This is a genomic window from Chryseobacterium sp. B21-037 (assembly GCF_028570785.1).
Taxonomy (GTDB): Bacteria; Bacteroidota; Bacteroidia; order Flavobacteriales; family Weeksellaceae; genus Chryseobacterium; species Chryseobacterium proteolyticum.
In genome coordinates this window covers 1,074,289-1,096,610 of the sequence record NZ_JALGCB010000001.1, presented here as the reverse complement: position 1 = coordinate 1,096,610, position 22,322 = coordinate 1,074,289, and the positions used below count along the sequence as shown (strand labels likewise).

Here is a 22,322-nt window from a genome sequence, read left to right as displayed (position 1 = left end):
CTTATAAGCTTCCTTTAGTTGAAGGTAAATTAAAATTCTGATCGGTCTGATTTACAGCCATCTTTAAAGCTTTGGCAAAAGCCTTAAAAACAGACTCGATCTTGTGATGCTCATTGCTTCCTTCTGCTTTAATATTCAGGTTGGATTGAGATGCATCGGAAAATGATTTAAAAAAGTGGAAGAACAATTCAGTAGGAACATCTCCTATTTTTTCTCTTCTAAAATCAGCATCCCAAACCAGCCATGGTCTCCCTCCAAAATCCAGAGCCACCTGGGCCAGACAGTCGTCCATCGGAAGTAGAAAGCCATATCTTTCAATCCCTTTCTTATTTCCTAATGCTTTAAGAACAGCCTGCCCCAGAACGATGGCCGTATCTTCTATCGTATGGTGTTCATCTACCTGCAGATCTCCCTTCACCTGAATACTTAGATCTAAATTTCCATGCTTTGAAATTTGCTCAAGCATATGATCAAAAAAGTGCAGTCCTGTTGAAATAATGGAGTTGCCTTTCCCATCGAGGTTAACTTCAATTTCTATTTCTGTTTCATTAGTCTTCCTTGCAACTTTTGCTTTTCTTGGCATATCTTTTAAAAACTGATAAATTTCCGACCAGTCTTTGGTTGTCAAAGCAGCATTATCATCAGCCGTTTCACTGATAAAAATTGCTTTTGATCCTAAATTTTTGGCCAACTGAATATCTGTCAATCGATCTCCGATAACGTATGAGTTTTCAAGATCATAATTTCCATAGATGTATTGACCAAGCATCCCAATTCCTGGCTTTCGGGTAGGAAGATTTTCACGTTCAAAACTTTTATCAATTAATATATCATTGAAAATTATTCCTTCATTTTTAAAAGCATTCAACATTTTTTCCTGAGGCTTAATAAAGTTTTCGTAAGGGAAGCTTTCAGTTCCCAATCCATCCTGATTGGTTACTATTACCAATTCATAATCCAGTTCCCTGGCTATTTTGGAAAGGTTTTGAAAAACACCCGGATAAAACTCCAGTTTCTCCAAAGAATCAACCTGAAAATCTGTAGGTGGCTCAATAATGAGTGTCCCGTCACGGTCTATAAACAGTACTTTTTTCATAATTACACTCTATTTAAAACAGCAATTAATTTTATATTTTCTTCTCTTGTTCCGATATTGATGCGTATGCAATCAGGAATGGCCGGAGCCCTTTTATTGGTAAGTACCTCATTGGCCAGTAACTTTTGATGAACCTGGTCTGCATTGGTAAATTCAACCAGGAAAAAATTGGCATCAGTAGGGAAAATTTTGGTCACGCATTGAAGCTTTTTGAGCTCATTGTTTAACCAGGCTCTTTCAATTAATATATTTTCAACATTCTGCTGAAACAAATCTATCTGATCGATGCTTTTTAAAATCAAATCCTGGCTTAAAGAATTAACGTTATAAGGAGCCTTCACTGTGTTGATGAGATTAATGATTTCTTTAGAAGCATAGGCGATCCCAACTCTTGCTCCCGCTTTTCCCCAGGCCTTTGAAAAAGTTTGAAGAACGATAAGATTTGGATATTTCATCAGCAATTCCAGGCTTGATTTTTTATCTGAAAATTCAATATAGGCTTCATCGACTACTACAATTCCATCAAAATTCTGTAAGTAGAATTCAATATCATCGACACTATTCCCCGTAGGATTATTAGGCGAACAAAGGAAAAATATCTTTGGTCGGTTTTCCATGGATATCTTGAGAAAGTTTTCCTTGATAATCTCAAAGTTTCCGTCAAGATCCATTTTGATCACCTTGTTTTCGTTGATCGTAGCATAAAATGCATACATTGCAAAAGATGGATTCATCATCATGATAGCGTCTTTTTTTGGCTCACAGAAAATCCTTATGATCAGGTCTATAAGCTCATCGCTTCCGTTTCCGATTGCAATCTGCTCTGGAGATAGTTCCTTGAGATCTGCAATTTTCTTTTTAAGCATCTTCTGGGTGGAATCAGGATACCGGTTAAACTCTCCAAAAGGACTTTCATTGGCATCCATTAGAACCGGTGATTCAAATTCATTATGATCCCTGAAACTGATATAAGGTTGTAGCTCTAAAATATTCTTCCGTACAAACTGACTGATCGTTAATTGTTTCATCTATTTTTTATTTTTTAATCGTATTGAAACGGCATTCCTGTGGGCAAATAATCCTTCTGCCTCTGCCATTATTTCTATTGTTTTTCCCAAATTCTGCAAGCCTTTTGCTGAAAGCTCCTGAAAAGTGATTTTCTTTACAAAACTGTCCAATGAAACGCCGCTGTAATTGCGTGCAAATCCGTTGGTAGGAAGTGTGTGATTGGTTCCACTGGCATAATCTCCGGCACTTTCACAGGAATAGTTTCCTAAAAACACAGACCCGGCATTTTGAATTGAAGAAATAGATTCCTCAAAATTTTCTATTGCCAGAATAAGGTGTTCCGGACCATATAAATTGCTGAATTCTATTGCTTCTTCTACCGTATTCAGTAAAATAAAATAACTGTTGTTTAAAGACTCTTCTGCAAATTGATTCCTGGGAAGTTTTTTGATCTGATTATCTATTTCTTTGATCGTTTCAGTAAATATTCTAAAATCTGTAGAAATAAAAACAACCTGACTGTCACTTCCGTGTTCTGCCTGAGAAAGAAGATCAGCCGCACAAAAAGCAGGCACTGCCTGTTGATCTGCAATAACCAGAACTTCACTTGGCCCTGCAGGCATATCAATGGCTACCCCATAGTTTTGTGCATATTCTTTTGCTGCCACCACAAACTGATTTCCGGGCCCGAATATTTTATATACGTTAGGTATGCTTTCTGTTCCAATAGCCATTGCTGCAATAGCCTGTGCTCCTCCTGCTTTAAATATTCTGGTCACCCCACAAATCATTGCGCTATAAAGAATGGCAGGATTAATATTTCCATTTTTATCCGGAGGAGTGCACAGAATAATTTCTTTACATCCTGCTAAACGGGCAGGAATAGCCAACATCAGAACAGTTGAAAATAAAGGCGCAGTTCCTCCGGGAATATAGATCCCTACTTTATCAACCGCACGATTTTCCCGCCAGCAAATCACTCCTTTTGTAGTCTCTATCTTTTTCGTTTCCGGTTGTTGCAGAGCATGAAATTTTGTAATGTTTTCGCTCGCCTCCTGAATTGCCTTTTTTAACGCTGGGCTGACCAAAGATTCCGCCTGTTCAATCTCGACTTGAGAAATTTCTATTTCTTCAATATCAGCAGAATCATATTTCTTCGTAAATTCAAGCAATGCTTTATCACCTTCCTCTTCTACCTTCCTGAATACTTCTGAAATAATTTCTGAGATTTCTTCTTTTTTCCTGGCCGGACGCTTAACCAGCTCCTTCCATGTTTCTTTTTTAGGATACCTGTGTATAAACATAATTAAATTACCATTTTATCGATTGGAATTATAAGAATATCTTGTGCTCCGTTGTCCTTGAGTTCATCAATGACGTCCCAGAACCTTTCTTCGTCAATAACGGAGTGAATACTGCTCCACCCTTTTTCAGCCAGGGGAAGTACGGTAGGACTTTTAAGAACCGGAAGCACTCTGGAAATATCTTTGATCTTATCATCAGGTACATTCATAAGAATATATTTGGAATTTTTTGCTTTGAGCACAGCCTTGCCCCTGAATAAAAACCGATTCAGAATGTTTTCTTTTTCCTCATTCAACTGAAGGTTTTTAGCAAGTACTGCTTCAGATTTCAATAAGGTGATAGTCTCCCTTAATCCGTTTTTAAATAAAGTGCTTCCCGAACTTACAATATCACAGATCCCGTCTGCCAATCCTATATTGGGAGCAATTTCAACAGAGCCTGAAATAACGTGAATATCTGCTGATACAGCATTTTCTGCCAGAAATTTTTTAAGGGTGTTAGGATATGATGTGGCAATTTTCTTTCCCTGAAAATAATTCAGTTCATCGGTTTCTACATCTTTGGGAACTGCTAGAGAAACCCTGCATTTTGAAAATCCGAGCTTCTGAACAATTTCAATTTGCTTTTCTTTTTCTACCAGCAGGTTTTCACCTACAATAGCGATATCCACCACACCATCTTCAAGGTATTGAGGGATATCAGAGTTTCTGAGATACATGATTTCAAATGGAAAATTGTCTACAGAAACCTTTAGCTGGTCTTTTCCGTTGTTAACGAAAATTCCACAATCTTTTAAAAGCTGTAAAGAATCTTCATAAAGTCTGCCGCTCTTCTGGATGGCAATTTTTAATTTACTCATTGTTGCACATATTGGGTCTGAGTAAATGAAAAGTATTTTTGAAAAGTTTCCGGGAAGAATTTGAAACAAAAAACCGTCTGTTACTCAGACGGTTTTTAATTATTTTTTGATTTTAACACAGGCTACTATCAATCAATTCCGTCTTAGCAGAGATGATGATGATAATGATGTAGTGTTAAAAAATTCGGTTTCATGTTTGAAAATTGTGGTACAAATGTAGGACTTATTTTTAAATAACAAAATTTTTTTTACAAAATTTCATGATACAAATTCATCAGTTCCTGTGCAATAGGTTCGTCATTAAACTTCTGAACGAACTCAAAACCCAGATCAGCACGACGTTTTCTTTCCGCCTGATTATCCCATAAAAATTGTATTTTGGATTGAATATCCAAATAATTTTCCGGATTAATATAAACGGAGTTCTTTCCTCCCGCTTCCGGCAGACTGCTTATATTACTCGTTATGGCAACGGTTTTTGAAAAAAGCGCTTCAATAACAGGGATTCCAAATCCCTCAAATAAACTGGGATAAATAAAAATATCAGCAAACTTATAGATAACGGCCAGTTCATCCATAGAAACTCCTTCTAAAAAGTGAACCTGATTTTCTAATTTATTCTTCCTGATGAAGGTTTCCAGTTTCTTATAATATCCGGTTTTCCGCCCTATAACAACCAAAGGAATTCCGGTTCCATTGATAGCCTTTAAAACATTTAAAAGATTTTTACGCTCCTCAATAGTCCCTACATTTAAAATAAATCTTTCCGGAAGTTTAAATTTTTCTTTTGTAGCTTTAATCAAATCTTCGGGCTGCTGTTCTTTAAAAGCCTTGTGACAACCCTGATAAATAACTTTAATTTTATTTTCAGGTACCTTCAGATATTGGATAATATCGTTTTTGGTCTGTTCTGAAATAGCAATAATTTTGTCTGCACTTTGCGCCGCCTTTTTAAATTTCCATAAATGAATCTTGCGGTCAAAAAATGAGTAATACTGAGGATATCTTACGAAAATAAGATCATGAATCGTTACAACCTTCTTTATTGGTTTTTTGTCCCATTTTAAAGGCAATTCCCCGGATAGACCATGAAAAATATCGGCTCCGCTTTTCTGGGCATCCTTTCCCATTTTGAACTGACGGGACATACTTCCTTTGGAGGTTTCAACAAACTGAACATTAGGGTTTTGAAGTATATCTGCCCCCCTGTCTGATTTATTTTTATTGAGTAACAGGTACTGATTATTGGGAAAATATTCTGAAAGAATTCTTACAAGATCCCTGGAATAATTACCCAGCCCGGAAGTATTATGGAAAAAACGTTTAGCGTCAAAAGCAATCTTCATGATTCTATCTTTTTTTGAAATTCCTGAAATGTTCCAAAGCTATACTTCTTATTTTTCAGCCATCCTATGAATTCATCAAACCTTTCTACCATATCAACTCCGGAATTTTTCACCGTAAAGCCAGGAAGTTTAAAGGCTTCATCCTTAATTTCAGCAAACTCCCATGGGTGAAAGTATATATTAAGGTACTTATCTTTCTTCAGGCTATCTGAAGCTATTTTTTTATAGATGGAAAGGGGAAAATTATGGAAACTCAGCCAGAATAAAGGAATCCTGAAATTTGGAGAAACAGAAGCCGGAATCTGGGTAACATTTCCCTCTTTGAAGTAAGTCCTGGATACTTTCAGGTTATTATATCTTCCCGGTAAAAAGGTTGGATTAATCGAAGAATTATAAGAATAACCCGCTTTTTCCACTGCCATTTCATTAACAGGCATCATCCTTGGCATCCGAAGGCCGGTAACTTTTGCTGAAAATAACTCTTCAAGTTTCTCCCGGGATTCTTTTAAATGCTTTTCCTCAAATTCAGAATGAAACCATGTGTGGGAAGCCAGTTCATGTCCTTCGCTTAACAATCTTTCGATTAAATGTTTACTGTTTTCTGCAAAGACAACAGTTGAAAAAAAAGTCGCTTTTACCTGATGTTTTTTCAAAAGGTCAAGTATTCTTTCCAATCCTTTCTGAGAAATAGAGATCTGCCTATCAAAAGGAATTTCTCCTTTATACTCTAATGGCATATCAAATTCCTCGATGTCAAAACTTAATAAAACCATTTATAATTTTTTATTTTTAATAATGTAATTAGGCCTTTCTTTAACCTGTTTAAAAATTTTGCCCAGATACATCCCGATAATTCCAAGGATGATAAGCTGTAAGCCACCAAAAAATACGATCGTCATAATCAAAGATGCCCAACCTGAAATTTCTGTATGAGACACAAAAGAATGAATCACATAGATTCCATAGCCGATCACTGATATTGCAGAAAACAGGAATCCCAAATAAGCCGCAATATAAAGAGGTTTTACGCTGAAAGCCGTTATTCCCGTGAAAGCAAAAGTTATCATCTTCTTGAGATTATAACTACTTTTACCAGCCAACCTCTCATTAGCCGTGAAATTAAGGGCTGTTTGTTTAAAGCCCATCCAGCTTGTCAGTCCTCTTAAAAATAAATCATCTTCATTGAATTGCCTCATTACTTCCATAGCACTGGCATCCAAAAGTCTGAAATCAGATCCTCCCCCTTTAGTAAGGTTTACATCAGAAAGATTAGATAACAGCTTATAGAAAAAATCGGAGGTTTTCCTTTTAAAGAAAGAAATTTCTTTCGGATAGGTCCTTACCGTTAATACAACATCATAGCCTTCTTCCCATTTTCTGATCATATCAGGAATCAGCTCCGGAGGGTGTTGAAGATCTCCGTCCATAGAAATCACAGCATTTCCGTAAGCCTGATCCATCCCTGCTTTTACTGCCGGCTGATGCCCGAAATTCCTTGAGAATTCAATAAATTTCACTTCATCATACAGCTCGGACAGTTCCTCAAGTTTTTGCTGTGTATTATCCCTGCTTCCGTCATTTACAAATATAATTTCGAAATCATAAGCCTTTAACCCGGAAAAAACCTCTTTGATCTTCTGATGGATCATAGCTACGTTTCCTTCTTCGTTATAGGCTGGTATTACAATAGAAATTTTTTTCATCGGATCAGTTCAGGCTATAATTTTTTTCAAAATCTTTGGTTAAAAGTTCATATACAACTCTTAGCCAAACAATAATGCAAGGTACCGCTTTTAATGAATATTTGATGATATAATCATTTTTGACTGATTTAGGAAAAAGATCTGAAGTTGAAAAACAAGTAAAAATGATCACAAAAATCAACAATCCAATGATAAATGGTGTTCTTTCTTTCTGAAGAAAAAACCAGATCATCACTCCTACAACAGCAATGATATACGTAGGTGATTCTGAACTTGAGCTGAATAGCACCAAAAACAATAATGTAGAAGCCAGAATCATTAGCTGAAAAGCATAATTTTTATATTGTTTTATTCGCACATATGGCAAAGCAAATAATGGCAAGCCAAAAGCTAAAAATATAAGATTGGAAATGGAGGCATCCCCAAGAACTCTTCTTACAAAACCCATTAATGAAATATCCTGCATATTTCCCAATACCTGGTTTTCATTATTCTTCTCTACAATAGAATGAAACCAATCTGCATAGCTCTGTATGACAAACTGAGGAGTGGAATAGATCATAGGAATGACAAAAAACAATGCGGCAATTACAATCCCCGAAATAATAAACTTCATCTTATTTTTGATGAAGAAAAACTGGCTCAATCCTACAATACCATATATTTTCACAAAAACACCAATGAGAATCGCTGTAGCCGAACGTACTTCTTTTCTTTCATAGATGTATACTGCAGATAATATCAAAAGCCCTGTAAGAGCTACATTAAACTGCAGGCTTAATGCAGCGGTAATATACTCCTGGAGGCACAGCAATCCGAATATCGCCTTTTTGGAATCCGAAAACGGAAGCTTATAAATGGCAAATACAAATACAAAAGTATTAATCAGATTCCAGAGTGAAATTCCCAGCCAGTCCGGCATAACGGCAAACGGAGCAATCAATAAGCTAAAAAAAACTCCATAATGATTCAAATCAAAATAGAGGTCAGGATAATGGATAAATAAATTTTTCTGATGAATGGTATTAAAAAATACATTTTTAAAAATCAGATAGTTGTTGATGGCATAATCTCCTCTCAGATATTTGGAAATTGCAGTAACTACCGATATAATAAGATAAACCCCAAATATATATTTAGGGTTTAGTATAAATTTTAAAACTTTATCTTTCAAAATTGTGCAGTATTAGATGGATAAGTGCTTATATAGCTACATTATTTTCCCTTAATGCATCATTAAGAGAAGTCTTCTTGTCTGTAGATTCTTTCCTTGTACCAATAATCAAAGCACAAGGAACCTGATATTCCCCTGCCGGATATTGTTTGGTGTAGCTTCCAGGAATTACCACTGAACGGGCAGGTACTCTACCTTTGATCTCAATCGGTTGATCTCCTGTAACGTCAATGATCTTTGTTGAAGCAGTTAATACTACATTCGCTCCCAATACCGCTTCTTTTTCCACATGTACTCCTTCTACCACGATACATCTTGAACCAATGAAACAATCGTCTTCAATAATTACCGGTGCAGCCTGTAATGGCTCTAAAACACCACCGATGCCAACACCACCGCTAAGGTGAACATTTTTACCGATCTGTGCACAGCTTCCAACGGTTGCCCAGGTATCTACCATCGTTCCTGAATCTACATAAGCCCCAATATTTACATAAGAAGGCATCATAATTACTCCTGAAGCAACAAAAGCTCCTTCTCTTGCAATAGCATGAGGTACAACACGTACTCCTTTTTCAGCATAATTTCTCTTCAAAGGAATTTTGTCATGGAATTCAAATGGTCCCACTTCAATGGTCTCCATTTTCTGAATCGGGAAATACATTACTACAGCTTTCTTCACCCATTCATTTACCTGCCACCCGTTTTCCGTAGGTTCAGCAACACGAAGTTCCCCGGAATCCAATAAAGAAATAACTTCTCTTATCGCCTTCTGGCTATCTTCATTTTGTAATAAGTCCCTATTATCCCAGATGTTCTCAATAGTTTGTTGTAACGACATGTTTCTAATTTAAATTAATTTGAATAATTATACCGGCCAAAGATACAAAAAAGTTCAGCAAAACCTTTTGAAACTTACTGAATGCAAAATGATTTAAATCAATCTGCCATCGTATAAAAACTGAAATGATAATAGAAAGATAATACAGAATGTCTACTCATTATAAAACCCTTCGGGCATGCAGATACGCTTTATTCCAATACTTTTCATTTAAAGAAGAAATCATCACCCCTTTTGAGGTTGAAGCATGGATAAATCTGATTTCGCCATCGTTTCCGATATCATGAACAATGCCAACATGCGATACTCTGCTTCCACCTGCAGTTGCAAAAAACAGCAAATCCCCGGGTTTCACTTCACTGATGTCAATTTTCTTTCCCGTATCTGCCTGATCAGAAGATCTTCGAGGTAATTTCTGGTCGTTTTCTTCAAATACTTTTACCGTAAAACCGGAACAATCGAATCCTGAAGAAGTACTGCCTCCAAATTTATACGGAGTTCCAATGTACTTTTCAGCATCTTTCAGAATACTATTGATTGAGCCAGACACTTTCCCATTGAAATTTGAATCCAGACGTCTGAGGTTTTCAGATCTTGCCACTGTTTTTGTGTTACTCTTTTTTGAAGAAACACTTTTACTGCTTCCGCATGAAATCACAGTAGAGGTTACAATCAGCAAAGCAGCAATCTGCTTTATTCTCATTTTTCCAATAAATAATCCTGTTGTCATATCTGCTTGATTTTTACCGAGGTACCTAATTATCTACAAATATACATTTTATATTTTAATTATATAAAATCTATACTACAACTATATTATAAATATATGTTAAAATTTTATATTTATTTAATTATCACTATATTTGGTTTTAATTTTGAGAAAATGGCCACATATGAAAGCATAATTAAAATAACAGGATCAGTTGGTGACCTTGTTTTTTACACTTTGAACGGAAAAAATGTCGTCCGGAAGAAAAGTGGGTTTAATAAAAATGCTTTCAAAAAAAGCGCTTCCTACGAAAAAGTAAGACAAAACAGTTCCGAATTCGGACATTGCTCAAAAGTGGGGAAAATAATACGCCAGGCCCTGGACCATTACGTTAAAGCTGCTGGAGACCCGCTACTCTATCAAAGTTTCGCGAAAACAATGACGAGAATTAAGGATCTTGATCAGATTTCAGTAAGAGGAAACCGTAATGTGAAACATGGATTGCCTTTGGAAGAGGGAAAAAAACTGCTCAAGGAGTTTCAGTTTGGACAGATCCCGGTTATTTCAGACCATATTTCTGTCTCATTTGACCTTTGGGAGAACAATCTTCACATTCATAAAAAAAGTGAAGCTGATGAAGTTACCATTGTTACTTTAAAGGTAGATACTGACTCGTATTCGATTGAAAAGTTTGAACAAACCGAGGCTTTGAAACCTGACATGGAAATGATCAGGTTTGAAAAGCATTTTTCTGACGATGATCTTCTCCTCTATTTTATGGTTTTGAAAAGAAAAGGTGAGATTTTAAATATGGGGTTTGTGTAATGTAAACCATTCCTTTATTTATTTTTTCTAGCTCCCCTTTACGTAAAGGGGTTTATTTATATATTAAGTATACATCACGTCAGGATGTGACAAAAGCAGCAACCTAAAAAGCTATTGAAATATATTCAGCAACAGTAAAAAAGGAAACAAAAAATCCCTCATTTGAGGGAAGTATTTCTTAATCGTCACAGTGGGTAGTAACACAATAATTACCAGTTGGGTGATAACAACATTGATATTCTGCAGTTGGACAATGTGATCCTCCGCATGCTGGACCTGTTGGATCTGTTCCGATTCCGGTATCTGGTTTATCAGGGCCCCCTCCGTTAACTTGCTTTAGTTTCGCTCTTGAAACTTTTTTAGATTTTTCATAGTAGTTTTATTTTATGAATTGTGAATATAATAAAAATAAAGAAATATACAATGCGAATAAATAAAATAAAGCTAATTTTAAATATGAAATAACAATTGTAAAACTTTATAAGTGCTTTTAACAATTTCTTTATGATGACTTTGTTATCAGTTACAATAAATAATCTATTTGCTAAAACGGTAAAATACTTTAATGGAAAACATACCAATGTATACGTAAAAAACTTAAGCAATGAGCTATTTATGAGTTTATAAAAAATAATTGTGCTTTTGTGTATCAGGCTTATTATTGAAATAAAAAATCCCTTTATATAAAGGGATTGCTCATTGTTTGTGGAGAATACGGGGATCGAACCCGTCACCTTTAGACTGCCAGTCTAACGCTCTAGCCAGATGAGCTAATTCCCCATTTTTGTGGACTTCATTTTCTGAAGCGGTACAAAAGTAAGTATTTATAGCGCATATACAAATATTTTCTAAAATTTTATTTATAAACTTCTGTAATGAACTGAATAATAAATACAAAATTTAGTAAGATCAGGAATAAATATCTGTACCAGGATTACAATTCATTTTTTCCAAGGTCTATTTTTAACTTTTTTCTATCATTTGCAGTCTTTATGACTGCAATCATAAATGTATTATAAGAGTACACTTAAATTTATACTTATAATTTTTCATCGTTTTTACAGTCGTTGAGCTTCCCGATATGGGAAGCTTTTTTATTGAAAAAAAATATAGAAAATGACGTCTACATACCACACGGAGGTAAAAACTGGTTTGGAATTTGCTGAGAATTTTTCATCAATCTTTATAAAAATTATTCTTATAACCTAAAAGCTTACAATTATGATAATACGTGAAGATTTATTGCTGGCACATGGTGCGGTTTACAAGGAATTTCAACCAGATGAAATAATATTTGAAGAAGGCAGTCAACCTAAATATTATTATCAGATATGTACTGGTACAGTGGAGTTATTTAATTACCACTCAAACGGAAAAGAATTTATTCAGAACATTTTAAATGACGGACAAAGTATTGGTGAATCCCTGTTATTTACAGACAGACCTTATCCAATGAACGCAATTACAAAGACAAATTGCATCCTGTTATGTCTTGGCAAAAATGATTTTAATAATCTTGTAAGCCAGGATGCTAACATAATGCAGAATTTATTACAATGTTTGTCTGAAAGGTTGTATTACAAATATTTAATGCTTTTTAATTTATCAGGCATTGAGCCTGCTACAAAGATTAAAACAGTTCTGGATTATATTAAAGATTATAATTTAAGAGAGGTATCTGATACTGTCCAGGTTCCGTTTACCCGTCAACAGATTGCAAACCTTACCGGCCTGACGGTAGAAACGGTGATAAGAACCATAAAAAAAATGGAAACGGAAAATATCCTGAAAATAGAAAGAGGAAAAATCCATTATTAACGGGTAAAATACCTAATGATAGGAAAAAATAATCTGTGGAGTCTTTCAAAAAAGAAAGACTCTTTTTTTATGGCTTGAAAAAGATTTAATAGAAAATCTTCCCATTTACGATTGAAAGCAGATTACGGCTCTCCATCCTTTTGACTGTCCTTATGACCGATTCAATAGTTAACCCCGTCAACGATGCCAATTGCTGTCTGGTATAAGGTATAATAAAGGGGCGGGTATCATTTAATGTATAAAACTCTTTAATATAATCTAATAAAATAGTTAATCGCTCCTGAGAAGTGACACATCCCAGTGTTGAGAGCATAAGATTTTTATAGTGGATCCTTTCTGCTGTATAGGCATATAAATTAACTAAAAGAGAAGGAATATTTTCTATAAGTTGTATAAACTGATTCTTTTCTACGCGAATGATCTTACAATCTGAAATTGCTATTGCACTAAAAGGATATTTTTTATCAGTAAATAAATAAGATTCTGCAATACAATGCCCATTGAAAGGCAGGCCATAAAAATATTCTTTACCGTCAAAATGAACTGAATTCATCTTTGCTGTACCTTTTATAATCTGTAAATAATATTTTGCGCAAGTAGCCTCTTCTACTATACATTCATTAGCCCGATATTCTATTACTTCTCCCCCATTTTGAAGTAACAGATTTTCGCATATTATCATTTCTTAATGTTTGGTCATTCAAAATTATAGGTATATTATCAATAATTAGTGAAATGTGGTATCAAAAAGTACAACTGAAGGCATTCCGGATAGTTTATATTCTTTAAAAATAAGGCATTACGAATAGCAGTTACCATCCGATTATCAACAAGAAGAAATTCTCCTGATAAAAAGTAAAAAAATACATACCACATTCCTCATTTTCTCTTTACTGTGGCACATTGCTTGATAATGGATAAGCATATTTGAAAATAGCAATGGAACCTAGTTTAAATCAAGAAACATTAAGCAATGATGAAGTGACTGTAATACTTGCTCTTTTGGATAAAGATTTACAAGAAATGATGCTTTATTGTGTTGAACATCAATGGAAATTTGAAATGATTAATTCACATAACCTACAGCTTCGTATTCCCAAGGATTCTATTCATCTGCTTTTTTATTTAGGGCATAAAGTTTTATCAGGAGATAAGCCATCAATTTACAATTGATAGTTTAGATTTTTTATCTTTTTATTGATCTCGGTTATTAGATCCTACAAAACAAATATTCAATTATTTGTTTTACAAAAAAAACACAAAAAGTGCACAAATTAAATAAAAAATTATATATTTGCGCTCAACAGAAACGAGGATTACTAACGATTTTAACTAAAAAGGAGAAAATGAAGATTCCCATATTCTCCACTCTTGTAAAACTATCAAAACTATGAAGAAACTTTTTTTTCTTTTATTAGCAACTTTTGCACTAATAGGATGTAGCTCAGATGATGATACGATCTATGATTACATCGGAACCTGGTCAGGAACTTATGATGGAAGCGATAAAGGGGTTTGGAATATTGTAGTCGCAAGTGATGGAACCGTAAATGGAACAATGCATTCTGATGTTAATAATGAAAATTACAAGATTGCCGGTCATTTAAATGATTCAGGGGAGTTAAACGCTTCAGTTGGTCTTCCGTCTGATGGTTCTTTCAACGGAAACCTGGGTACTGATAAAAAAGGAAACGGAAGCTGGACAAATGCTGTTCCTACCCCTACAAGATCCGGATCATGGACTGGGGAAAAAGATAAAAGTCAATAAGGTTTATTACTACATATAAAAAGGTGGCCAGTGGTCACCTTTTTTTGTTTCTTATTTAAAACGTAAAAATCTCCGGTAGCATACCGGAGATTTATCTTAATAATATATAAAAAAATGATGTGGTGTGTTGCTTTTATATAATCAATTTTAAGGAAAACCTTAATATTTATCGTATGTAAAGCATGATTTGCGTGTGCGCTTTTGTTATATGCAAATACTGTACCCTATGAAGTGATTTTTTCAATAAAATTTCAGGTTTAATGTCAACTTATAGAATATCAATAGATTAAATTTACATCATCTATCATATAAAAAAAAGCCCGCAAAGCCCATTAACATTAAAAAAACAGAATTCAAAAAAAATCCTGCGTAGTGCAGGATTCATTTTATTCATATGTATAAGCTGTAAAATTGAGTACCATCAGAAATTTTACTTGGTATTTTTCAATTGCAAAGTGCGTTGTAAAAAGGACTGATTTGCCAGTTTTTCTTCTGCTTCATCAATGGCTTTTAATAAGTGATTGTTATTGTCGGCAATTTCTCCCAAAACAGTTGAAATAAGTTCCCATACAGGCTTCATTTTTTCGATGAGTTCAAGACCTTTGGGTGCTAATCCGATCAAACGTTTTCTTTCATCCTGCTTATCCTTTTTTGAAATAATCATCTTCTCCTTTTCAAGTTCCTTAAGTAAGCTTATTGTAGAGGGATGGGTATACCCTATTTCATTGGCCAGCTCCACAACACTCAGGGGCTGTTTGTGATAAAGTGTAAAGATAACAGGAAACCACTTAGGCTCAAAATCAATATCAAATGCCTTATAAACCAAAGCTCCATCTTTACGGAGCTGTTCACTTAGCCTTTGCAATCTTGTGGATATCGCAAGAATTCCGGATTCGTTAATAACATTCATTAGATCTCATTTAAATTAAGAATATAAAAGACGTTATCAGCACTCATCAGAGGAAATGAAGGAGGGAGATCTTCTTTGGCAATTTTCTGAAACCGGTTACGTTCATAAAAACGCATGGCCGCATTCAGCACAGAAACTGTCCCCAGCATAATTTCTTCAATTTTATTTTCCCTACAATACGAAATCAGGATATCTAATAATTTTTGTGCGATCTGATGTTCTTTTCCCCTGAATTCTTTTTTAACAAACATCTTTCTGATGGCTGCAGCCTTTTCGTCAAATTTAACTAAAGCAATGGTACCTACCAACTCTTTATCCAGAAAAGCCCCCCAAAAGTTTCCGCCCCCTTCTCTATAAAAGCTTTCAATCTTTAAAAGATCCGGCTGGTCTTCGATCGTGATAGGAATATTAAATTCTTTTTGCTGAATATTCAGAATCAAATCTATGACTTGTTCGCAATAAGTATTACCGATAGGTTGGATTTCTAATGTCATAATTTTTATTTAATGTACAAAACTACGTAGTTAACTACATAAAAACAAATATATTTAATCAATCAACAATAATTTATGTTATCAATAAAAAGACGCATACAATATCTGCATGCGTCTGATCTATTTAAAAAGTGGCTAGAAAATTACTTCCAACCACCACCTAGTGCCTGATATAAGTCAACTGCAGCTTTCATTTTGTTGTATTCTGCATTTGAAATATTCAATTCTGCATTCAATGAATTTACACTCGCATTCAACACTTCAAGGTAATTGGCCATACCATAGTTAACCAATTCCTGGGAAAAATCTACTGATTTTTTATACGCGTCCAGTTCCTTTCTTTTAAGTTCAATAAAAGAATCCTGTACTCCAAATACCCGTATTGCATCAGATACTTCTTTTCCTGCAGTAAGAACTGTTTTTCTAAAATTCAGATAAGCCGTTTCCTGATTGGCCAGGCTCACGTCATAATTCGTTTTGATCTGTCTTCTGTTGAGAATAGGTTGTGCCAATCCTGTTACTACATTGGCAAATAACGAATTCACACTGAATAAATGATCAATATCTACAGACTGTACTCCACCGGTTCCGGTAAGTTTTAGTGTAGGGTAAAACTGTGCTTTCGCAGAGTTGGTTAATTCGAAAGCATTCATCAGATTGTATTCCGCACGCATTACATCAGGACGGTTGGCCAGTAATTGAGCCGGATATCCAAGCTTGATATCCTTCGGAAGGCTTTGGCTTTCTAGTGTTGATCTTTCAATAGCATGAGAAGGTTCTCCCATCAACAGACTCATTGTATTCTCCAAAGACTGGATTTGAGTATCAATATCAATAAGTAGAGATTTCGCATTAAAAACCAACGCTTCACTTTGCTGAACCGCCACTTCAGTTACCGTTCCTGACTCTTTCAGAGCTTTTGTTGTTTCAAGGTTTTTTTCCCGGACATCAATGGTTTCCTGAATAATTCTTTTCTGCGAATCGAAAGTCAGCAGTTGATAATAAGCAGAAGCTACTGAGGCTACCAAACTGCTTTTTACAGCCTTGTGTGCGGCAACTGTTCCTAAATAAGTGGCAAGCTGCGCTTTTTCCTGAGCTTTTAATTTACCCCAGATATCCGCTTCCCAACCTATAGTCGCTGTAATATCAAACTGATTTACATAACGTCTTTCTCCAATGATCTGACCAAACTGGGTATTGATGGATTGGGTTTGAAACGTGTAATTGGGCCCGATTGAAACCGTTGGCTGATATGCTGCTTTACTTTGTTTAAGATAAGCTTCGGCAGAGGCAATACTCTGTAATGCAATTCTGATATCTAAATTGTTTTCCAAAGCTTTTGAAATATGCCCCTGTAATATGGGATCCGTAAAAATTTCTTTCCAGGAGATATCAGCAATACTTGCACTGTCCTTAGGAAGCATATCGGTACGGAAAAGCTTTTCGTCCACGACATTTTTCGGTCTTTCATACTCTTTTCTCGCCATACATGATGAAATGGCTCCCAGTATGAAAACTGAAAAAGTTATTCCTTTTATGATGTTTATTAAACTTTTCATTGTTAAAAATTGGAAGTTAGAAACCAGAGGTTAGAAGTAAGATCGGAAATTCAATTATTCTTCTACTTCTACCTCTCTGGTTTTTATTTTTATTCAGCTAAATTGATGTCTTCTCTTTTAATCGGTTTGATTTTTTCCTGCAATGTTTCAAAGATCACATACAATACAGGAATTACGATAAGCCCTAATACCGTTCCTATCAATAATCCAATGGCAGCACCCGTTGCAATAGATCTGTTTCCTACCGCTCCGATTCCACTTGCCAGCACCAATGGTAATAGACCAAATATAAAGGCAAATGAGGTCATCAGAATCGGTCTTAATCTTGCCTTCGCAGCATTGATTGCAGACATGACAATGGTTTCACCATGATGTCTTCTCTGAACTGCAAATTCAACAATCAAAATGGCATTTTTAGCCAATAATCCGACCAACATGATCAAGGCAATCTGGAAATAGATATTGTTTTCCAAGCCCATGATTTTTTGTCCAAAATAAGCTCCCATTACCCCTAATGGAAGTGAGATCACAACAATCAGCGGAAGAATATAACTTTCATATTGCGCAGAAAGGATAAAGTAAACAAAAATTAAACTTAGCCCAAAGATTAATACGGTCTGAGATCCGGAGTTTAATTCTTCTCTTGTCAATCCGGTAAACTCAACATCGTAATTCTGATTCAGGGTTTCTTTCGCTACCTGCTGTACCGCAGTAATAGCATCCCCGGAACTGTACCCCTGGGAATTACCCCCTGTAATTTTTACTGATGTAAAAAGGTTATAACGACTTACAGACTGTGGACCATATGTTTTGTCTAATGTCACAAATTGCGAAATAGGAGACATTATACCCGAACCTGTTTTTACATAGAGATCGTTAAGATTATCGATGTTTTTTCTGTTTTCAGGAAGAGCCTGAACCATTACTCGGAATTGTTTTCCGTATTTCGTAAAGTCAGCTGTATAAATCCCTCCAATATATCCCTGCATTGTACTTAGGATGCTATTTACAGAAACTCCTAATTGTTTTGCCAAAGGAACATTAATTTCCATTTGATATTGCGGGTACTTTGTATTGAACGAGGTCTGTGCAAACTCTATCTCGGGTCTTTCCATAAGCTTACCGATGAATTCATTAGTTTTATCATCAAGCGCTGTATATTCACCACCGGATTTATCCAGCAATACCATCTCAAATCCTGCACTGTTACCAAAACCTGGTACACTTGGTGGCTGAAAGAATACGACTTTGGCATCCGGTACTTTCCCTGAAATTCCAAATAGTTTTTTCGTAATATCTTCAGAGGTTAAATTATCTTTTTTCCTTTCATCAAAAGGTTTTAATTTAATAAAGGCAAGACCATTATTACTTCCGTTTCCGGATAAGAAACCTCTACCGGTAGAAATGGTAACGTTTTGGACTCCCGGAATTTTCATTGCGTTAGCCTGTAGTGTTTTCAATGCATTATAGGTTCTTTCCATAGATGATCCCGGAGGAAGCTGCACATCGGTAAAGATAATTCCACGGTCTTCAGTAGGAACGAATCCTTTTTTCATCGTTGAACTTGCCCAGAATAAAATTCCTCCTGTAATGGCAAAGATGATCAGGGTAACCCATTTATGCCTTAATAAGAAAACAAATCCTCTTCCGTAACGTTCAGTGGTTGTTCTAAATGCTATATTGAATTTATAGAAGAACTTCTGAAGGATATTCATATTCTTGTATTCCTGGTGATGCTCAGAATGAGGTTTAAGGAATAGTGAACATAAAACCGGACTTAACGTTAATGCATTGATTGCCGAAATGATGATCGCTACGATAAGTGTAATACCAAACTGCTGATAGAATACCCCTGTCGGACCGGTAATAAAAGTTACCGGAATAAATACGGATGCCATTACCAATGTAATTGAAATAATTGCTCCTGTAATCTCATCCATCGCTTCTACGGTAGCCTTTTTAGCATCGGAAATACCATGCTCCATTTTAGCGTGAACGGCCTCGACGACGACAATGGCATCATCCACTACAATACCAATAGCAAGTACTAACGCGAATAAGGTTAAAAGGTTGAGTGAATATCCAAACAAATTCAGGAAGAAGAATGCTCCCACAATAGATACCGGAACTGCAATAGCCGGGATCAAAGTAGATCTGAAATCCTGTAAGAAAATATACACTACAATGAATACCAGAATAAATGCTTCAATTAAGGTATGAACAACCTTATCAATAGAGGCATCAAGGAACTCATTGGTATCAAAGTTGAAAGTATATTTAATCCCTTTAGGAAAACTTCCCTCTGATGCTTTTAAGTATGCTTTAATATTCTTAATAATGTCCTGAGCATTGGAACCTGGTGTCTGAAAGAATCCCATACTGATGGAAGGATTATTTCCATTCTCCCCAATTCCGGTATAAGATTGCCCAGCCAATTCAACTTTGGCAACATCTTTAAGCATCAGATTCTGGCCATCGGCAAGAGACTTGATAATGATGTTATCATATTGAGATTTCTCGTTAAATTTCCCTACATATTTAATGATGTATTCAAAAGAACTACCACTGTTTTGTCCGATGGATCCAGCTGCTGCTTCTCTACTCTGCTCATTAATAGCCGCTGTAACATCATCCGGTGTTACTCCATAGGCTGCCATTTTCGCAGGATCCAGCCATATTCTCATCGAGTAGTTTTTCCCACCGAAAACCTGAGCATCTCCAACTCCATTAATCCTTTTGATATTAGGAATAATATTAATATTCAGGAAATTTTGAAGATAAACGTCATCGAGGTCCTTATTTTCGGAATAGAAAGACATATACATCAAGGCACTGGTTTGCTGCTTCTGAGTTACAACCCCTGAACGGGTTACTTCACTTGGAAGTAATGGTGTTGCTCTTGTAACACGGTTCTGTACGTTTACCGCTGCAATATCCGGATCAATCCCCTGCTTAAAGAAAACCTGGATATTGGCAGATCCATCGTTTCCTGCAGAAGAGGTGATATAATCCATTCCTTCTACCCCGTTAATCTGTTCCTCCAAAGGAACTACCACACTTTTCATCACCGTCTCCGCGTTAGCTCCCGTATAGTTTGCTGTAACACTCACTGTAGGAGGCGCAATGTCCGGGTACTGGGTAACAGGCAATGAAATAAGGCCTAAAACACCGAGTATAACAATTAATATTGAAATAACAGTGGATAAAACCGGTCTGTTAATAAAGTTTTTTATCATTAGAATTTCGGTTTTATAGATTGAACGAGGCTATCCATTTTTATAGGTTTTGGCTTTACAGGAGTTCCGGATTTCAAACCACCGATACCTGCTGCCACTATAGTTTCTCCTTTATTTATTCCTGATTTTATTAACGCCATGTTGTCAATTCTGTCAATTACATTTACTACTACATTTTTAGCAGTATCCTTTTCAACTTTATACACATAAACAATTCCCTGTTGTTCGTATGTGGCACTTTCCGGAACAACCAAAACGCTATCATACGCTTTAGGTAATCTTATTGTTCCACTGTTCCCGTTGCTAAGTAACTTTTGGGCATTTGAAAATGCTACTCTGAACTGAATGGTTCCTGTAGTGGGATCAATTTGTCCTGTAATAGCTTCGATCTTCCCTTTTTCAGGATAAATACTTCCATTAGCCAGCTGTAAATCAACCATAGGAAGATTTTTGATTTTCTCGGGCATTGTGGCTCCTACAGATTTCTCCAAAAAGTTGAAATATTCTTTTTCGTTCATCGAAAAATAGGCGAATACCTCGGAGGTATCTGAAATTGTCGTTAAAGGAGTCTGATCAGTCGGTCCTACCAAGCTACCCACTTTTAAAGGAAGTTTTCCAACAACCCCCGAAATAGGTGCGCGAATAATAGAATATTCGATATTAGCTTCTACCCCTTTGTAATTGGCTGTCGCCTGACGTTTTGAAGCAACCGCCTGCTGAAGCTGTGCCTGAGCCTGAGCCAGGTTAGCCTGTGCTGTTTGAAGCTGTACGTTACTGATGATATTCTTAGCAACCAGAGGTTTAAGTTTATTCACCTCCACCTGAGCTGCATTTACCGAAGCCTGTGCGGCAGCCACCGTTGATTCGGCAGCACCGATACCTGCCTTTGCAGCAGCTGCATTTTCAGTAAGTATATTGGTTTCAAGACGGAATAAAGGTTGTCCTTTGGTTACATATTGCCCCTCGTCTACTAATAGTTGGGTAATATATCCCTGAATCTTAGCCCTTACATCATTATTTACTCTACCTTGTATGCTCGCAGGGAATGTCTGGTATCCTACGATATTCTTTTGTTCCACCGAAATTACAGGGTAAGGTTTTGCACCATCCTGTTTTGGAGCTTCTTTTTTGCAGGCTGTCAGTGAGATAGCTGCAACAGAAAGTATGAATAGTTTATTTGTCATTTTAAATTATAGTTTATTAATAGATTCCTGAATATTTGAAATATTTTTATTCAATAGCGCCTTATAAATACTAAGTTTTTCATTGTAATGTTCATCGTGTACCTTTCTAAAGTTATTTAAATCGTCTAGTAGTTTTAGTTCATCCTGTAATTTCTGGAGAATTTTTTCAAACCTTATCTTCATATGCTCATCATTGATAAAGAAATACCGCTTCCTCTCATCGATCTTATTATGGTCGATAATAAGCTGAGAGTTGAGTAATAATGAAATACTGGTGGAAACGGAACTTTTACTGGCTGAGAGCACTTCTACAAATTCGTCAAAAGTAATTCCTACTTTTTCAAAATCGAAGATGAGATAAGCATATATTTTTGAAGCTAATGGAGGAATATTCAGGTTGGTACCATAGAATTTTACGGCATCCTGAAAAATTTTTTCATCAACTTCTATACTTTTATGCATAATATACAAATTTGAGCAAAAGTAT

The 22,322-nt window shown here is 35.8% G+C and carries 21 protein-coding genes and 1 tRNA gene; 4 read left to right on the top strand and 18 right to left on the bottom strand.

Annotated elements, in window-relative coordinates; genetic code table 11:
* Nucleotide 1 precedes the first annotated feature (1 nt).
* From hisB to MTQ00_RS04620, 10 genes are all read right to left on the bottom strand, one after another.
* On the bottom strand, nucleotides 2-1,096 hold the full coding sequence (gene hisB / locus MTQ00_RS04665) for a bifunctional histidinol-phosphatase/imidazoleglycerol-phosphate dehydratase HisB (protein WP_273647911.1): 1,095 nt from the start codon (nucleotides 1,094-1,096) through the stop codon (nucleotides 2-4).
* 2 nt (nucleotides 1,097-1,098) lie between these two features.
* Nucleotides 1,099-2,124: a histidinol-phosphate transaminase gene (gene hisC / locus MTQ00_RS04660; RefSeq protein WP_273647910.1), complete on the bottom strand. Its 1,026-nt coding sequence runs from the start codon at nucleotides 2,122-2,124 to the stop codon at nucleotides 1,099-1,101.
* Nucleotides 2,125-3,408, bottom strand: coding sequence for a histidinol dehydrogenase (gene hisD / locus MTQ00_RS04655; RefSeq protein ID WP_273647909.1), 1,284 nt, complete (start codon nucleotides 3,406-3,408; stop codon nucleotides 2,125-2,127). It lies immediately after the preceding gene.
* A 2-nt stretch (nucleotides 3,409-3,410) separates the two neighbouring features.
* Complete coding sequence (hisG, locus tag MTQ00_RS04650) at nucleotides 3,411-4,268, bottom strand: ATP phosphoribosyltransferase (protein ID WP_273647908.1); 858 nt, start codon at nucleotides 4,266-4,268, stop codon at nucleotides 3,411-3,413.
* 248 nt (nucleotides 4,269-4,516) lie between these two features.
* Nucleotides 4,517-5,614, bottom strand: a complete 1,098-nt coding sequence (locus tag MTQ00_RS04645; RefSeq protein WP_273647907.1) for a glycosyltransferase family 4 protein — start codon at nucleotides 5,612-5,614, stop codon at nucleotides 4,517-4,519.
* Nucleotides 5,611-6,387 carry a polysaccharide deacetylase family protein gene (locus tag MTQ00_RS04640; protein ID WP_273647906.1) on the bottom strand — a complete coding sequence of 259 codons (777 nt, stop codon included), beginning with the start codon at nucleotides 6,385-6,387 and terminating at the stop codon, nucleotides 5,611-5,613. The genes MTQ00_RS04645 and MTQ00_RS04640 overlap by 4 nt, the downstream gene beginning before the upstream one ends.
* The gene (locus MTQ00_RS04635) at nucleotides 6,388-7,317 is read right to left on the bottom strand and encodes a glycosyltransferase family 2 protein (RefSeq protein ID WP_273647905.1); all 930 of its coding nucleotides are present in this window, start codon (nucleotides 7,315-7,317) and stop codon (nucleotides 6,388-6,390) included.
* Nucleotides 7,318-7,321: 4 nt separating this feature from the next.
* Nucleotides 7,322-8,491: a glycosyltransferase family 87 protein gene (locus MTQ00_RS04630; RefSeq protein WP_273647904.1), complete on the bottom strand. Its 1,170-nt coding sequence runs from the start codon at nucleotides 8,489-8,491 to the stop codon at nucleotides 7,322-7,324.
* A 28-nt stretch (nucleotides 8,492-8,519) separates the two neighbouring features.
* Complete coding sequence (locus MTQ00_RS04625; protein WP_273647903.1) at nucleotides 8,520-9,332, bottom strand: 2,3,4,5-tetrahydropyridine-2,6-dicarboxylate N-succinyltransferase; 813 nt, start codon at nucleotides 9,330-9,332, stop codon at nucleotides 8,520-8,522.
* 160 nt (nucleotides 9,333-9,492) lie between these two features.
* Complete coding sequence (locus MTQ00_RS04620; RefSeq protein WP_228457032.1) at nucleotides 9,493-10,062, bottom strand: C40 family peptidase; 570 nt, start codon at nucleotides 10,060-10,062, stop codon at nucleotides 9,493-9,495.
* A gap of 153 nt (nucleotides 10,063-10,215) precedes the next feature.
* Here MTQ00_RS04620 and MTQ00_RS04615 point away from each other — a divergent pair, with 153 nt between their 5' ends.
* Nucleotides 10,216-10,866, top strand: a complete 651-nt coding sequence (locus MTQ00_RS04615; RefSeq protein WP_273647902.1) for a hypothetical protein — start codon at nucleotides 10,216-10,218, stop codon at nucleotides 10,864-10,866.
* A gap of 706 nt (nucleotides 10,867-11,572) precedes the next feature.
* Here MTQ00_RS04615 and MTQ00_RS04610 read toward each other — a convergent pair.
* Nucleotides 11,573-11,646 (bottom strand) — tRNA-Ala (locus tag MTQ00_RS04610).
* A 441-nt stretch (nucleotides 11,647-12,087) separates the two neighbouring features.
* On the opposite strand from MTQ00_RS04610, the gene MTQ00_RS04605 reads away from it, so the two are divergent.
* Nucleotides 12,088-12,684 (top strand): Crp/Fnr family transcriptional regulator, encoded by a 597-nt coding sequence (locus MTQ00_RS04605; RefSeq protein WP_172283032.1) that lies wholly within the window; start codon nucleotides 12,088-12,090, stop codon nucleotides 12,682-12,684.
* 85 nt (nucleotides 12,685-12,769) lie between these two features.
* Here MTQ00_RS04605 and MTQ00_RS04600 read toward each other — a convergent pair whose 3' ends face one another.
* Nucleotides 12,770-13,366: a Crp/Fnr family transcriptional regulator gene (locus tag MTQ00_RS04600; protein WP_273647901.1), complete on the bottom strand. Its 597-nt coding sequence runs from the start codon at nucleotides 13,364-13,366 to the stop codon at nucleotides 12,770-12,772.
* Between the two features lie 257 nt (nucleotides 13,367-13,623).
* Between MTQ00_RS04600 and MTQ00_RS04595 the strand changes: the two genes are divergently transcribed.
* Both MTQ00_RS04595 and MTQ00_RS04590 read left to right on the top strand, forming a co-directional pair.
* Nucleotides 13,624-13,857, top strand: a complete 234-nt coding sequence (locus MTQ00_RS04595; RefSeq protein ID WP_172283036.1) for a hypothetical protein — start codon at nucleotides 13,624-13,626, stop codon at nucleotides 13,855-13,857.
* A gap of 217 nt (nucleotides 13,858-14,074) precedes the next feature.
* Entirely contained in the window at nucleotides 14,075-14,452 is a 378-nt protein-coding gene (locus MTQ00_RS04590; protein WP_172283038.1) for a membrane lipoprotein lipid attachment site-containing protein, read from the top strand.
* Between the two features lie 430 nt (nucleotides 14,453-14,882).
* Here the strand turns inward: MTQ00_RS04590 and MTQ00_RS04585 are convergent, their stop codons facing one another.
* From MTQ00_RS04585 to MTQ00_RS04560, 6 genes are all read right to left on the bottom strand, one after another.
* Nucleotides 14,883-15,362 (bottom strand): MarR family winged helix-turn-helix transcriptional regulator, encoded by a 480-nt coding sequence (locus tag MTQ00_RS04585; RefSeq protein WP_273647900.1) that lies wholly within the window; start codon nucleotides 15,360-15,362, stop codon nucleotides 14,883-14,885.
* Nucleotides 15,362-15,856 carry a GNAT family N-acetyltransferase gene (locus tag MTQ00_RS04580; protein ID WP_273647899.1) on the bottom strand — a complete coding sequence of 165 codons (495 nt, stop codon included), beginning with the start codon at nucleotides 15,854-15,856 and terminating at the stop codon, nucleotides 15,362-15,364. The genes MTQ00_RS04585 and MTQ00_RS04580 overlap by 1 nt, the downstream gene beginning before the upstream one ends.
* A 143-nt stretch (nucleotides 15,857-15,999) precedes the next feature.
* Nucleotides 16,000-17,415, bottom strand: a complete 1,416-nt coding sequence (locus MTQ00_RS04575) for a TolC family protein (protein WP_172283044.1) — start codon at nucleotides 17,413-17,415, stop codon at nucleotides 16,000-16,002.
* 89 nt (nucleotides 17,416-17,504) lie between these two features.
* Entirely contained in the window at nucleotides 17,505-20,651 is a 3,147-nt protein-coding gene (locus MTQ00_RS04570) for an efflux RND transporter permease subunit (protein WP_172283046.1), read from the bottom strand.
* The gene (locus MTQ00_RS04565) at nucleotides 20,651-21,835 is read right to left on the bottom strand and encodes an efflux RND transporter periplasmic adaptor subunit (protein ID WP_172283048.1); all 1,185 of its coding nucleotides are present in this window, start codon (nucleotides 21,833-21,835) and stop codon (nucleotides 20,651-20,653) included. Before MTQ00_RS04565 ends, MTQ00_RS04570 begins: the two co-directional genes overlap by 1 nt.
* Nucleotides 21,836-21,841: 6 nt before the next feature.
* The gene (locus tag MTQ00_RS04560; protein ID WP_172283050.1) at nucleotides 21,842-22,297 is read right to left on the bottom strand and encodes a transcriptional regulator; all 456 of its coding nucleotides are present in this window, start codon (nucleotides 22,295-22,297) and stop codon (nucleotides 21,842-21,844) included.
* Between the last annotated feature and the right edge of the window lie 25 nt (nucleotides 22,298-22,322).